The following is a 12,989-nucleotide window of genomic DNA, read 5'->3' as shown; positions in this document are numbered from 1 at the left end:
GGGGGGACCACCGTGAACATCAGAGCCGCAGCCGTAGCCGCCACCGCCGCCTTCGCCCTGACCGCCCTGGGCGCGGCCCCGGCCCTCGCGGACAACCACAGCAGCGTCGCGCCGCAGGGCCTCGTCGACGGCCGGTCCGAGCACCTGGCCCCGCAGGACCAGGCGGGCCCCGACCACCTTCAGGACGCCCGGTAGCCCGAGGACGGCGCGTCCGGCCGTCCGGCCCGGCAGGGCCGGGTGGCCGGCGGCTGGCGTCGCCCGTGCGCTCGCTCCGGCCCGCGGCGACCGACCGGCTCCGCAAGGTCAGCCCGGCGGCGTTCGGCGCGGGCAGCGAAGGCGGTACGGACGCGGCGCCCACGGGCACGGCCGGAGCGGCGAGAAGGAACGCGGCCGCGGTGGCGAACAGGCCCGCCGCGCGGCGCCGGGCCTTCGGGGGGCGCCGGACCGGCCGGTCCCGCGGGTCGCGCCGGGCGGCGCGTTCACCCGCGGTCCACCCGGGGTCCGGCGGCCCGACGGCTCTGCCGGTGGGGATTGTCAGCCGGCCGTGCTTTGCTGGAGACATGATCGAAGAATTCCTCGCCCGAGACCTGTCAGCCGTCGACGAGGCCGTCCGCAAGGCGGCGGCGATCGAGATCATGCCGAGGTTCCGCCAGCTCGCCGACCACGAGGTGGACCAGAAGAGCGGCCCGCACGACCTGGTGACCGACGCCGACCGCAAGGCCGAGGAGTACCTCACGGCCGAGCTGACGCGGCTGCTGCCCGGCTCCGCGGTGGTCGGCGAGGAAGCGGTGCACATCGACCCGACGGTGTACGAGGCGCTGCGCGCGGACGCCCCGGTGTGGATCGTGGACCCGGTCGACGGCACCCGGCAGTTCGTGCACGGCGACCCGGCGTTCTGCACCCTCGTCGCGCTCGCGCACCGCGGGGAGATACTCGCGTCCTGGACCTTCGCCCCGGCGCTCGAGGAGATGGCCACCGCCGTGCGCGGGCGGGGAGCGTACGTCAACGGCGTGCGCATCCACAGCGGTTCGCCGGAGCGGGGCGCCGAACTGCGCGTGGCCACCGCCCACCCGCTCTACACCTCCGAGGACGAGCGGCGGTCGCTGGCGCGCCTGGACGTGCCGGGAGTGGCCGCCCGCCCGTGCGGTTCGGCCGGACTGGAGTACCTGCGGGTGGCCCGGGGCGAGATGGACGGCCTGGCCTTCAGCTGGCCGTCGGCCTGGGACCACGCGGCCGGGCTGCTCCTGGTCGCGGAGGCGGGCGGCGCGCAGAGCACCGTCGACCGGGTCCCCTTCCGGGTGGACCGGGACAACGCGCTGCCCTTCGCGGTGGGCCGGGACGAAGCCACGGCGGTACGCATCCGCGAGCTGCTCAGAGGAGAGTGAGGCCATGACCGCAGGAGGGTGTGCGAAGCGGGGAACCGGCCTGATCGACCCAGCACTTGGAACCCGTGGAGTTCGCAGACCTCGCACACCCCACGGAATTCGCGTATAGACAGGCGCAATACCCTGGGGGCGGTGGCGCCGCCGGACGAAGGAGTCGCAAGTGCCGTCGATTCTCGATGCGGTCGTGGTGGGGGCGGGGCCCAACGGGCTGACGGCCGCCGTCGAACTGGCCCGCCGCGGCTTCTCGGTGGCCGTCTTCGAGGCCGCTGACACCGTCGGCGGCGGAGCCCGGACCGAGGAGCTCACCCTCCCCGGCTTCCGGCACGACCCCTGCTCGGCGGTGCACCCGCTCGGGGCCGGCTCACCCGTCTTCGCCACCCTGCCCCTGAAGCGGTACGGGCTGGAATGGCTGCACGCCCCCCTGCCCATGGCGCACCCCTTCGACGACGGCACCGCGGCCGTGCTCTCCCGCTCCGTCGCGGAGACGGCCGCGTCCTTCGGGGCGCGCGACGCGGGCACGTACCGGCGGCTGGTGAAGCCGTTCCTGGGCCGATGGGACACCCTGGCCCGGGACTTCATGTCCCTGCCGGGCACCGCCCTGCCCCGCGACCCCGTCACCCTCGCCCGCTTCGGGCTCGTCGGCCTGCCGCCCTCCACCTGGCTGCTGAGCCGTTTCCGCGACGACCGGGCCCGCGCCCTGTTCGCCGGGCTCGTCGCGCACGTCATCGCCCCGCTCGGCGGGATCGGCACCAGCGCCGTCGGCCTGGTGTTCGCCCTCGCCGCGCACGCGGGCGGCTGGCCCATGCCGCGCGGCGGCTCGCAGGCCATCTCGGACGCCCTCGCCGGGTACCTGCGCGATCTCGGCGGCGCCGTCCACACCGGCTTCGAGGTCAAGCGCCTCGACGACCTCCCGCCGGCCCGGGCGTACGTCTTCGACACCTCGCCGACCGCGCTGGCCCGCATCGCGCGCCTGGGACGGGTGTACGACGGCTACCGGTACGGCGCGTCCGTGTTCAAGCTGGACTACGCCCTGGACGGGCCCGTCCCCTGGACCGCCGAAGAGGCGCGCCGGGCCGGCACCGTACAGATCGGCCCGCGCACCCGTGACATCGACGCCGCCCTGCAGCTGGCCTCCAGCGGGCGGGCGCCGCGCACGCCCTTCCTCATCGCCGCGCAGCCCAGCCTCGTCGACGCCGGCCGGGCGCCCGAGGGGAAGCACACCTTCTGGGTCTACGGGCACGTCCCGGCGGGCTGGGGCGGTGACCTCACCGACGCCGTCGAACGCCAGCTCGAGCGCTTCGCCCCCGGGTTCCGCGACCTGGTGCTCGCCCGCGCCACGGCCGGCCCGCCGCAGCTCGCCGCCCGCAACCCCAACTACGTCGGCGGGGACATCGCCTGCGGCGCCGCCACCGGGCTCCAGCTCCTGCTGCGGCCCAGGCTCTCGCTGTCCCCGTACTCGACCAGCCATCCGGCCGTCTTCCTCTGCTCCTCGGCGACCCCGCCGGGCCCCGGAGTGCACGGCATGTCGGGCCACAACGCGGCCAAGGCCGTCTGGCGCCACCTTCGAGAGGGATCCTGATGCCCCGCATCACGCTCGTCCGCGGCGACATCACCGCGGAGACGACGGACGCCGTGGTCAACGCGGCGAACTCCTCGCTGCTCGGCGGCGGCGGGGTCGACGGGGCCATCCACCGGCGCGGCGGCCCGGAGATCCTCGCCGCCTGCGAGGACCTGCGCCGCTCCCACTACGGCAAGGGCCTGGCGACGGGCCGGGCGGTCGCCACCACGGCCGGCAGGCTCCCCGCCGCGCACGTGATCCATACCGTCGGGCCGGTCTGGTCGCGGGACGAGGACCGCTCGGAGCTGCTGGCCTCCTGCTACCGGGAGTCGCTGCGCGTCGCGGACGAGCTGGGGGCCCGCAGCCTCGCCTTCCCTGCGATCTCCACGGGCATCTACGGGTGGCCCATGGACGACGGGGCACGGATCGCGGTGGAGACCGTACGGGCGACTCCGACCGCGGTGGAGGAGGTGCGTTTCGTGCTGTTCGACGAGCGGGCGTTCGAGGCGTTCGAGGCGGCGGTGGGCGCTTAGCGCCGCGGGGCGGGGCGCGGGCCGGCGCCCGGGCGGCCCCGTGGGCCAGGGCCGTCCCGGGCCCGACACAGCGCCGCTCCCCGCACCCTCGGTTAGTGTGATTCGGTAGGAATCGGGCCCCCCGGGGTGAGGTCGGCACAGTGGACACGTACCAGGAGACGAGCGGGGTACCGGACCAGCCGGTGGCTGCTGTCGGGTACGCCGGCGTGCTGAGCGAGCTGCTGCCGATCGCCCTGTGGCGGGAGGACGCCGACGGGCGCGTCGTCGAGTGGTCCCTGGCCGCCCAGGACCTGCTCGGCCACCGGCCCGAGGACATCCTGGGCCGGTTCGGCTCCTCCGTGCTCGTCCCCGACGCCAACCACGAGCTCGCCGCCCAGCTGACCCGCCGGGTCCAGGCCGGGGAGACCGTCGTCGGCACCCTGCCCGTGCGCCACCGCGACGGCCACCGGGTCCCGATGGAGATGTGGATCGTGCCCGCCCCCGATCCGCAGGGGCGCACGGGGGCCATGCTCATCGCCGTGGAGACCTCCCAGGTCCTGCGGATGCGCGACTCGCTCGCCGCCCTCCAGAGCCTGTTCACCCAGTCGCCCATCGGCCTCGGCACCCTCGGCACCGACCTGCGCTTCGTGCGCGTCAACGACGCCCTCGCCCGGATGAACGGCATGTCGGCCGCCGAGCACGTCGGCAAACGGCTCAGCGAGGTCGTGCCCGGGGTCAACGCCGCCGTCCTCGAGCGCCTCATGCGGCAGGTGCTGACGCGCGGTACCGCCGTCGTGGACGTGCGCCGCACCGGCCGCACCTCGGCCGACCCCGACCACGACCACACCTGGTCCTGTTCGTACGCCCCGCTGCGGGACGGCTCCGGGCGGCCGCTCGGCGTGATCGCCTCCCTCATCGACATCACCGAGGGGCAGCGCGCCCAGGCCGAGGCCGAGCGGGCCCGGAGCCGGTTCGCCCTGCTCGCCGAGGCCGGCACCCGCATCGGCACCACGCTGGACCTGAGCCAGACGGCCCAGGAGATCGTGGAGGTGCTGGTACCGCAGCTCACGGACTCGGCCGACGTACAGCTCCTGGAAGCGGTGCTGGAGCCCGACGAGGCCGCCGCCTCGACCAGGGGCGTGCTCCGGCGGCTGGCCGCCGCCTTCCCGGACTCGGCGGCGCCCACCGCCAAGCTGGTCGCCGGCCAGACCTTCCAGATCCCGGTGGGCACCGCCTACGAGCAGGTCATCACCGAGGGCCAGGCCATGAACCTGTACACGGCCGACATCCCGGCCCTGATCAGGGATCCGCGCGCGGCCGCGCTGCGGGCCTACCTGGCCACCCTCGGCTGCGCCCGGATGGTCCCCCTGGTGGCCCGCGGCCGGGTGCTCGGCGTGGTGGTGGTGACCCGGGTGCGCGGACGGGAGGTCTTCGACCACGAGGACTGCGTGCTCATCGACGAGGTGGTCGCGCGGGCGGCCCTGAACATCGACAACGCCCGGATGTACACCACCCAGCGGGCGGCCGCCCTGATGCTGCAGCGCAGCCTCACCAACAACGCGCTGCCCGAGGTCGCCGGCCTCGAACTGACCGGCCGCTACCTGCCCGCCAGCGACCAGGACGTGGGCGGCGACTGGTTCGACGTGATCGAGCTCGCGGACGGCCGGACCGGGCTGGTGATCGGCGACGTGATGGGCCACGGCGTCCACGCGGCCGCGGTCATGGGCCAGCTGCGCACCGCGGTCAGGACGCTGGCGCGCCACGCCGTGGAACCGGAGCAGATGCTCCGCTCGCTCGACGCGGTGGTGGCCGACCTGGGCGAGGACGAGATGGCCACCTGCGTCTACGCCGTCCACGACCCGGGGACGGGCGTGTGCGTCATCGCCCGCGCGGGCCATCCGCCGCCGGCCGTGGTCACGGCGGCCGGAGCCGTGCGCTTCCTCGACGGTTCGCCCGGAGCCCCGCTCGGCACGGGCGGCCGGGAGTTCCGCACCGAGGAGGTGCTGCTGCCCCCGGGGAGCCTGCTGGTGCTCTACACGGACGGGCTGATCGAGTCGCGGGACCGGGACCTGGACGAGGGCATGGCGGGCCTGGCGGCCGCCCTGAACGGCGCGGGGGAGCCGCTGGAGGCCCTGTGCGACGACATCCTGGCCCGGCTCCTCCCGGCCGCCCCGCAGGACGACGTGGCGGTCCTGCTGGCCCGCACCCTGGAATTGCCCTAGGGCAAAGAGGGATTGCGTCTAGTGCAATGGCCGGATATCGTCTGCGTCATGTCCGTCATGCCTGCGCCCTCGGCCAAGTCGCCGTCGCCCATCACCCTCACCGGCCGCCACGTCCGCCTGGAACCCCTCAGCAGGAGCCACCTCCCCGACCTCTACCTGGCCGGAGGCGGCGACGAGGAGGTGTGGAGGTGGCAGGGCGGCCCGGCTCCGAGGACCGAGGCGGAGCTGGGCGCCACGCTCGACGAGGTGCTGGCCGGGGACTACCTCCCCTTCGCCGTGATCCACCTCGAGAGCGGCCGGGCCATCGGCTGGACCACGTACCTGGACATCAGCCCGGCCAACGAGCGGCTCGAGATCGGCTGGACCTGGTACGGGCGCGCGTACTGGCGCAGCGCGGTCAACAGCGAGGCGAAGCTGCTCCTGCTCACCCACGCCTTCGAGGATCTCGGCATGGGCCGCGTCCAGTTGAAGACCGATCACCTCAACACCCGTTCCCAGGCCGCCATCGCCCGCCTCGGCGCCCGGCGCGAGGGCGTCCTGCGCCGCCACCGCCGGCGTCCGGACGGCACGTGGCGCGACTCCGTGTACTTCTCCCTGCTGGCTGACGAATGGCCCGAGGCGAAGGCGCGTCTGGCCGCCCGGCTCTGACGGCCCGGGCGGCGGCGGGTGGCCCATCGCAGACGGGCCCGGCCGGGACCGGACCGCTTCCGAGATCAATGCGGCGGCCAACCCCTTTCGAGAGGGATGGAGGGCGGCCGTGGCGAAGCACGGGCCGCACCGGTGCGGCAGGTCGCGAAGACGGGTCGGGCCCGTGCGGCCCGCCGTACGGGAGGGCGGTGCGGGTCCCCGCGGGCGGCTACCAGGCCAGGTCCTCGAGGGAGTCCAGGTCCGGGAAGGCCGGGGGCGTCGGCTCCGCCGCGTCCTTCAGGGGGAGCTGGGCCCAGATGACCTTGCCGCGCTCCGTGTAGCGGGTGCCCCAGCGTTCCGCGTACTGGGCGACGAGGAACAGGCCGCGGCCGCCCTCGTCGGTGGTGGCCGCGTACCTCAGGTGCGGAGAGGTGCTGCTGCCGTCGGAGACCTCGCAGATCAGGGCGCGGTCGCGGAGCAGCCGGACCCGGATCGGCGCGGTCCCGTAGCGGATGGCGTTGGTGATCAGCTCGCTGAGGATGAGCTCGGCCGTGAAGGAGACGCCCTCCAGGCCCCACGCGGCGAGCTGGGCCGCACCCGCCCTGCGCACCCGGGAGACGTCGGAGGGGTCGGGGCGCACCGCCCACTCCGCGATCCGCTCGGCCGGCAGCCGCCGGGTGTCCGCGACGAGCAGGGCGATGTCGTCGCTCGGCGCCGGGAACAGCAGCGCGGCCAGTACGTCGGCGCAGGCCTGCTCGGGGCTGCGGTCCGGCCGGGACAAGGTCTCGGTCAGCAGGCCCAGGCCGGTGTCGAAGTCGCGCTCGCGGTCCTCCAGCAGCCCGTCGGTGAACAGCACCAGCCGGCTCGCCTCGGGCAGGTCCAGCTCGACGGCCTCGAAGGGCATCCCGCCGACGCCCAGCGGCAGCCCGATCGGCAGCTCGGGGTACTCCACCCGCCCGTCCGGGCGGACCAGGGCGGGGCCGGGGTGCCCGGCGCTGGCCATGGCGCAGCGGCCGGACACCGGGTCGTAGACCGCGTAGAGGCAGGTGGCGCCCGTGACGCCCGACGCCTCGCCCGCCACGTCGCCCCGGCCGGGGCCCGCGCCGCCGGCGGACTCGTCCTGGTCGATCCGGTCGATGAGCTCGTCCAGGTGCCCGAGCAGCTCGTCGGGCGGCAGGTCGAGGGTGGAGAAGTTGTGGACGGCGGTCCGCAGCCTGCCCATGGTCGCGGCCGCGTGCACTCCGTGCCCGACCACGTCCCCGACGACCAGGGCGACCCGGGCCCCGGCCAGCGGGATCACGTCGAACCAGTCCCCGCCCACCCCCGCCTTCGCGGGCAGGTACCGGAACGCGACGTCCACGGCGCTCAGTTCCGGCAGGGCCCGGGGCAGCAGGCTCTGCTGGAGGGTCACCGCCACCGCGTGCTCGCGGGTGAAGCGGCGGGCGTTGTCGATGGAGACGGCGGCCCGCGCCGCCAGCTCCTCGGCGAAGGACAGGTCCTCCTCGTCGAAGGGCTCGGGGGTGTCGGCGCGCCAGAAATTGGCCATGCCGAGGACCACGCCGCGCGCCTGGAGCGGCACGGCGATCAACGAGTGCAGGCCGTAGTCGAGGGCCACCCGGGTCCCGTCGTGGTCCTGGGCCCGCCAGCCGAAGGCCGCGCTCAGATCGGCGGCGAGGACCGCCCGCCCCGCGTCCAGGGCCGCCGCCATCGGCGCGGTCGGCACCACGAAACGGATGGTGTCGCCGACGGGCTGCAGCGGCTGGTCGCCGCGGACCCCGCTCATCGCGGCCCTGCGCATCTCGACGTGGGAGCCGAGGGTGGGCTCCTCGCCCCGCAGGACGGGATCGAGCAGCTCCACGGTGACGAAGTCGGCGAAGCGCGGGACGGCCACCTCGGACAGCTCCTCGGCGGTGCGCACCACGTCGAGGGTGGTCCCGATGCGCACGCCCGCGTCGTAGAGCAGCTGCAGGCGGTCACGGGCCACCGTGGCCCGGCCGGAGAGCGCGGCGAGCTCGGTGGAATCGCGCAGGGTCATGACGGTGCCCGAGGGGCGGCCGCCGAAGGTCTTGGTCGGCCGTACGTTGACGGCGATGAGCCGGTCACCCGACAGGTGCACCTCGTCGGTGGCGACCCGCCCCGAGGCGAGCAGCGCGGCGGTCCGCGGGTCGAGGCCGAGGTCGCCGACGTGCCGCTGTTCGGCGTCGGCCGGCAGGCCGAGCAGGCGGCGGGCCTCGTCGTTGGCGAGGACGAGCAGGCCGTCGGCGTCGATGATGAGGACGCCCTCGCGGACGGCGTGCAGCACGGCCTCGTGGTGTTCGTTCATCCGGATCATCTCGGCCTCGCCGAGGCCCCGGGTCTGGCGCCGCAGCCTGCGGCTGACCAGGGCGGCGCCGCCGGTCCCGAGGAGCAGCGCGCCGCCCGCCGCGCCGACGAGCAGGGGTAGCTGTCCCTCGACGACGTCGCCGACGTTGGCGACCTCGATGCCGGTGGAGACCAGGCCGACGACCGTGCCGGAGGCGTCCTCCACGGGTACGACCGCGCGGACCACGTCGCTCGGCTGCCCCTTGAAGGTCTCGGTGAAGGCGTGCCCGGCCAGGGCCCGGGAGAAGTCTCCCGTGGAGCGGCGGCCGATCAGCTCGGGGCGGGAGTCGGTGTACCGGGTGCCGTCGGTGTCCAGCACCGCGATGAAGTCCACGCCGGAGTCCCGGCGGGCCCCCTCGGCGAGGAACTGGAGCGCGGAGGTGGGATCGGCGGACTTCAGCGCGAGCGGGAGGCCCGGGGCGTGGGCGAAGGCCTCCGCGGCCGCGAGGGAGCGGTTGCGGGCGTCGCGCTGGCTGTCGTAGCGGGCCTGGAGGAAGAGGGCCAGTGCGGCGGCGGTGATCAGCACCAGCACGATGGCGGCCTGGAGGGCGAAGACCTGGCCGGCGACACTGCGCGCGCCGAGTGACAGGCCCGCGGAAAGCTTGCAGAAGGGGCGCGCGAACCAGTGCGCGAACCGGGCTGCGCGACCGCGGCGCGGGGCACCGCGCCGGGGGCGCCCGCTCCCGGCCCCGGCCGGTCCGGGAGGAAAGCCGGCAGGCGGCTCGGACGGGGGCCCGGAAGGCGGCTCCGACGGGGGCTCGGACGGGGGCTCCGACGGGGGTCCGGACGGGGGCTCGGACGGGGGTCCGTCCTGGGGAGTCCCCTCACGGCCCGGGGGCGAGCCATTTCGTCCGGTCATGAGCCATTTCTAACACTGTCCGTGGGGTTGGGGGGAGGCCCTGACGCGGTAGCCGCCGCCCGGTAGGCGCGGGGGCTCGTGCCGACGTGCGCCGTGAAGTGCTGGCGGAAGGTGACCTCGCTGGTGAAGCCGGTCCGCCGGGCCACCTCGGTGACCGGGTGGTCGGTCCGCTCCAGCAGTTTGCGGGCCTCGTCCAGACGGTGGCCGAGAAGCCATTTGTGCGGGGTGGTGCCGGTGGCGGCGGCGAAGTGCCGGGCGAAGGAGCGCGGCGACATCCCCGCCCACCGGGCCAGCGTGGCCACGTCCAGCGGCTCCCGGAGGCGCCCCAGCGCCCGTTCCCGTACGGAGGCCAGCGCCTCGGCGGTCCGGTCGGCGGCCGGGGTCGGACGGTCGAGGTACTGGGCGTGGTCGCCGGTGCGGAAGGGGCCCGTCACCATCGAGCGGGCGATGGCGGCGGCGGCCTCGGCTCCGTGGGCCCGGCGGACCAGGTGGAGGCAGAGGTCGATGCCGGAGGCGACCCCGGCCGAGGTCCACAACCCGCCGTCCTCCACGTAGAGAGGGGCCTCCTCGACCCGCACGGCCGGATGGCGGCCGGCCAGCGTCGGGGCCAGCGACCAGTGGGTCACGGCCCGGCGGCCCGCCAGCAGGCCGGCCTCGGCGAGGATGAACGCGCCCGCGCACAGGGCGGCCGTCGCGATGCCCCGGGCGTGCGCGTCGCGCAGGGCGGCGAGGACCGGCTCCGGGGTGGGATCGCAAGGCTGGGCCAGGGCCGGGACGACGACCAGGTCGGCGCTGGAGAGCCAGTCGAGCCCCCGGTCGGGGGTCAGCTCCAGCCCGCCGGGGAGCGGGATCGGACCGGGGGTCAGGGCGCACCGGCGCAGCTCGAAGGGCGGGACCCCGAGCGGGCTGCGGTCGGGACCCCAGACCTCGGTGATGACGGCCAGGTCGAAGGCGCGGATGCCGGGTTGGACGACGATCGCGACGCGGTGCATGACGTGAGTCTGCCACGGCCGTTCCCGCCGCCCAGGGGGTTCCGAGGGCGCGTGGGGCGGCGGCCCGGGGGTCACGCGGGGGGACTACCGGGGCGGGATGCGAAGGCTGCGGGAGCCCTTCGGGGCGCTCCTCGGGCCTCCCGAGGTCGCGGAAGGCTGCCCGGGGGCCGCCGGGAGGGGATTGCGTCCGCAGGCCGGCAAGTTGCCGGTGCGGGCTTTCGGGGGCTTGCGGGGAGCTGTGTGGTGGGGCCCGGCCGGGACGTGCCCGGGAGGCCGCCCCGGCTCCGGCGGGGGCGCGTACGTCCTGCCGGGTCGGCGGCTCCGGCGACGGCCGGTGAAGCCTCCCGCGCGACCCTGCCAGGCTGGCAGGATCCCATCGGTCCGGGTCCCGGCCGGTCCTGTTGCGGCGGCCGGGCGCCGCCGAGGATGAAGGCATGACGAACGAGATCGAGATCGCCGCGAACAGTGTCCTGCTGGTCATCGACGTCCAGAAGGGCTTCGACGACGCCGACTTCTGGGGCCCGCGCAACAATCCGGCCGCCGAGGCCAACATCGCCGCACTCATGGACGCCTGGCAGGGGTCCGGGCGGCCGGTGGTGATCGTCCGGCACGCCTCGCGCCAAGCCGGTTCCGTACTCGCGCCGGACGGGCCCGGGTACGCCCTCAAGGACTTCGTCGCCGAGCGCGCGGGGCGGGCCGCCCTGCACGTCACCAAGTCCGTGAACTCCTCCTTCTACGGCACCCCGGACCTGGCCGACTGGCTCACCCGGCAGAACGCCGCACAGGTCGTCGTCACGGGGATCCAGACCAACATGTGCGTCGAGACCACCGCCCGGATGGCCGGGAACCTGGGCTACGAGGTCCTCGTCCCCCTCGACGCCACCCACACCTTCGACCTGGCCGCTGAAGACCTCCCGGACGCGCCGCGACTGACGGCCGACCAGCTCGCCACCGCCACCGCCGTCAACCTCCAGGGCGGCGGGTTCGCCCGGATCGTCACCACCGGCCGGCTCGTCGAAGCGGCCCGCACGCGCGTCACCCCGTAGGACGCGGACCCCGGGCCACCGCGGCCGCTCCGGTCCCTCCGCCGGCGGACCGCGGTCCGGGCCGACGTCTTCCGCACCGGCGAGCTCGCACGGCGCACTCCGGACGGCAACCTGGTGGTGACCGGCCGTCGGCCGGGAAACGGCGGAGGCCCGGACCCCCACCGGCGTGTGCCGGGGGTCCGGGCCTCCCGCACTCAGGGGCGCAGGACGTCGGCCGCGATGTTCGCCGCGACCCGCTCCAGCAGCGGGCCCGCGTTCGCGATGCACACCGCCGGGTCCGGCTCGATCTCCGTGAGCGGGTACGCCCGCCGGATCCCGGCCGCCTGGAGCGCCTCCCGCGTGAGCAGCAGGCGGCCGCAGACCGCGACGACCTCCTTGCCCGCCGCGCGGGCCGCCGCCGCGACACCGGCCGGAGCCTTGCCGTGCAGGGTCTGCTCGTCCAGCGAGCCCTCACCCGTGATGACGAGCGTCGCCCGCTCCAGGGCCGGCGCGAAGCCCAGCACCTCGAGCATCAGCTCGATGCCGGGACGGAAGGAGGCTCCGAGCAGCAGGGCGCCGTAGCCGATGCCGCCCGCACCGCCGGCGCCGGGTGAGTCCGCCGCCTCCGCGGCCAGGGAGCCGATCGACTTCTCCAGGACCGCCGCGAAGTGCGCCAGCGCCGCGTCCAGCGTCGCCACGTCCTCGGGCGACGCCCCCTTCTGCGGGCCGTAGACCGCCGGAGCGCCCTTCGGACCCGTCAGAGGGTTGTCCACGTCACTCGCCAGGACGAAGTCGACGTCCCTGATGCGCGGGTCGATGCCCGACAGGTCGGCCGAGGCCAAAGTGGCCAGCGCGCCGCCGCCCGGACCGACCGGTTCACCGTTCGCATCCAGGAACACCGCGCCCAGCGCGGCCAGCATGCCCGCGCCGCCGTCGGTGGTGGCGCTGCCGCCCACACCGAAGACGATCGAGCGCGCTCCCGCGTCGAGCGCGGCCTTCAGCAGCTCGCCGGAGCCGTAGGTGGTGGCCGTCAGCGGGGCGAAGACACCCGCCGGCAGCAGCTGGAGGCCGGAGGCCTCCGCCATCTCGACCACCGCGGTGCCCCCGCGGACCGCGAAAGCGGCTGTGACCTGGTCTCCGAGGGGTCCGGTGACCCGGACTTCCCGGCGTTCGAAACCGGCCGCGACGGCGGCCGCGACCGTACCGTCGCCGCCGTCCGCGACGGGGAGGGTCTCGATCTCCACGCCCGGCACGGCCCTGCGAAGGCCGACCGTCACCCGCTCCGCGACCTGTACGGCCGTGAGCGAGCCCTTGAATTTGTCCGCGGCGATGAGCACGCGCGCGGTCTCAGTTACTGCTCCGTCCGTCACTTCTGATCCCTTGCTATCGAACAGTGCAGTCGCGCCACCACTGAGCCTATCCGGAGGATCCTCCTATGCCCATGGGTG

Annotated in this window: 10 protein-coding genes; 7 read left to right on the top strand and 3 right to left on the bottom strand. The window is 75.1% G+C overall.

What is annotated here, in order from left to right; all coding sequences use genetic code 11:
• Nucleotides 1-12 precede the first annotated feature (12 nt).
• The 6 genes from ABZY44_RS10730 (at nt 13) to ABZY44_RS10705 (ending at nt 6,325) form a co-directional block, all read left to right on the top strand.
• Nucleotides 13-195 (top strand): hypothetical protein, encoded by a 183-nt coding sequence (locus ABZY44_RS10730; RefSeq protein ID WP_356652099.1) that lies wholly within the window; start codon nt 13-15, stop codon nt 193-195.
• Nucleotides 196-560: 365 nt separating this feature from the next.
• Nucleotides 561-1,385: an inositol monophosphatase family protein gene (locus tag ABZY44_RS10725; protein ID WP_356652097.1), complete on the top strand. Its 825-nt coding sequence runs from the start codon at nt 561-563 to the stop codon at nt 1,383-1,385.
• 160 nt (nt 1,386-1,545) lie between these two features.
• Nucleotides 1,546-2,964 carry an NAD(P)/FAD-dependent oxidoreductase gene (locus tag ABZY44_RS10720; RefSeq protein ID WP_356652095.1) on the top strand — a complete coding sequence of 473 codons (1,419 nt, stop codon included), beginning with the start codon at nt 1,546-1,548 and terminating at the stop codon, nt 2,962-2,964.
• Nucleotides 2,964-3,476 (top strand): O-acetyl-ADP-ribose deacetylase, encoded by a 513-nt coding sequence (locus ABZY44_RS10715; RefSeq protein WP_356652093.1) that lies wholly within the window; start codon nt 2,964-2,966, stop codon nt 3,474-3,476. Before ABZY44_RS10720 ends, ABZY44_RS10715 begins: the two co-directional genes overlap by 1 nt.
• 140 nt (nt 3,477-3,616) lie before the next feature.
• Complete coding sequence (locus ABZY44_RS10710) at nt 3,617-5,677, top strand: SpoIIE family protein phosphatase (protein ID WP_356652091.1); 2,061 nt, start codon at nt 3,617-3,619, stop codon at nt 5,675-5,677.
• A 57-nt stretch (nt 5,678-5,734) separates the two neighbouring features.
• Nucleotides 5,735-6,325, top strand: a complete 591-nt coding sequence (locus tag ABZY44_RS10705) for a GNAT family protein (RefSeq protein WP_356652205.1) — start codon at nt 5,735-5,737, stop codon at nt 6,323-6,325.
• Nucleotides 6,326-6,533: 208 nt separating this feature from the next.
• Here ABZY44_RS10705 and ABZY44_RS10700 read toward each other — a convergent pair whose 3' ends face one another.
• Both ABZY44_RS10700 and ABZY44_RS10695 read right to left on the bottom strand, forming a co-directional pair.
• Nucleotides 6,534-9,254 carry a SpoIIE family protein phosphatase gene (locus ABZY44_RS10700; protein WP_356652202.1) on the bottom strand — a complete coding sequence of 907 codons (2,721 nt, stop codon included), beginning with the start codon at nt 9,252-9,254 and terminating at the stop codon, nt 6,534-6,536.
• Between the two features lie 266 nt (nt 9,255-9,520).
• On the bottom strand, nt 9,521-10,516 hold the full coding sequence (locus ABZY44_RS10695) for a helix-turn-helix domain-containing protein (protein ID WP_356652089.1): 996 nt from the start codon (nt 10,514-10,516) through the stop codon (nt 9,521-9,523).
• A gap of 434 nt (nt 10,517-10,950) precedes the next feature.
• Between ABZY44_RS10695 and ABZY44_RS10690 the strand changes: the two genes are divergently transcribed.
• Nucleotides 10,951-11,562 carry a cysteine hydrolase family protein gene (locus tag ABZY44_RS10690; protein WP_356652087.1) on the top strand — a complete coding sequence of 204 codons (612 nt, stop codon included), beginning with the start codon at nt 10,951-10,953 and terminating at the stop codon, nt 11,560-11,562.
• A gap of 194 nt (nt 11,563-11,756) precedes the next feature.
• Here ABZY44_RS10690 and ABZY44_RS10685 read toward each other — a convergent pair whose 3' ends face one another.
• Nucleotides 11,757-12,911 carry a glycerate kinase gene (locus ABZY44_RS10685; protein ID WP_356652085.1) on the bottom strand — a complete coding sequence of 385 codons (1,155 nt, stop codon included), beginning with the start codon at nt 12,909-12,911 and terminating at the stop codon, nt 11,757-11,759.
• Nucleotides 12,912-12,989 lie beyond the last annotated feature (78 nt).

This window comes from Streptomyces sp. NPDC006544, assembly GCF_040611715.1.
GTDB lineage: Bacteria > Actinomycetota > Actinomycetes > Streptomycetales > Streptomycetaceae > Streptomyces.
Note: the sequence above shows the minus strand (reverse complement) of the source record. Positions and strands in the feature narration are given on the sequence as shown.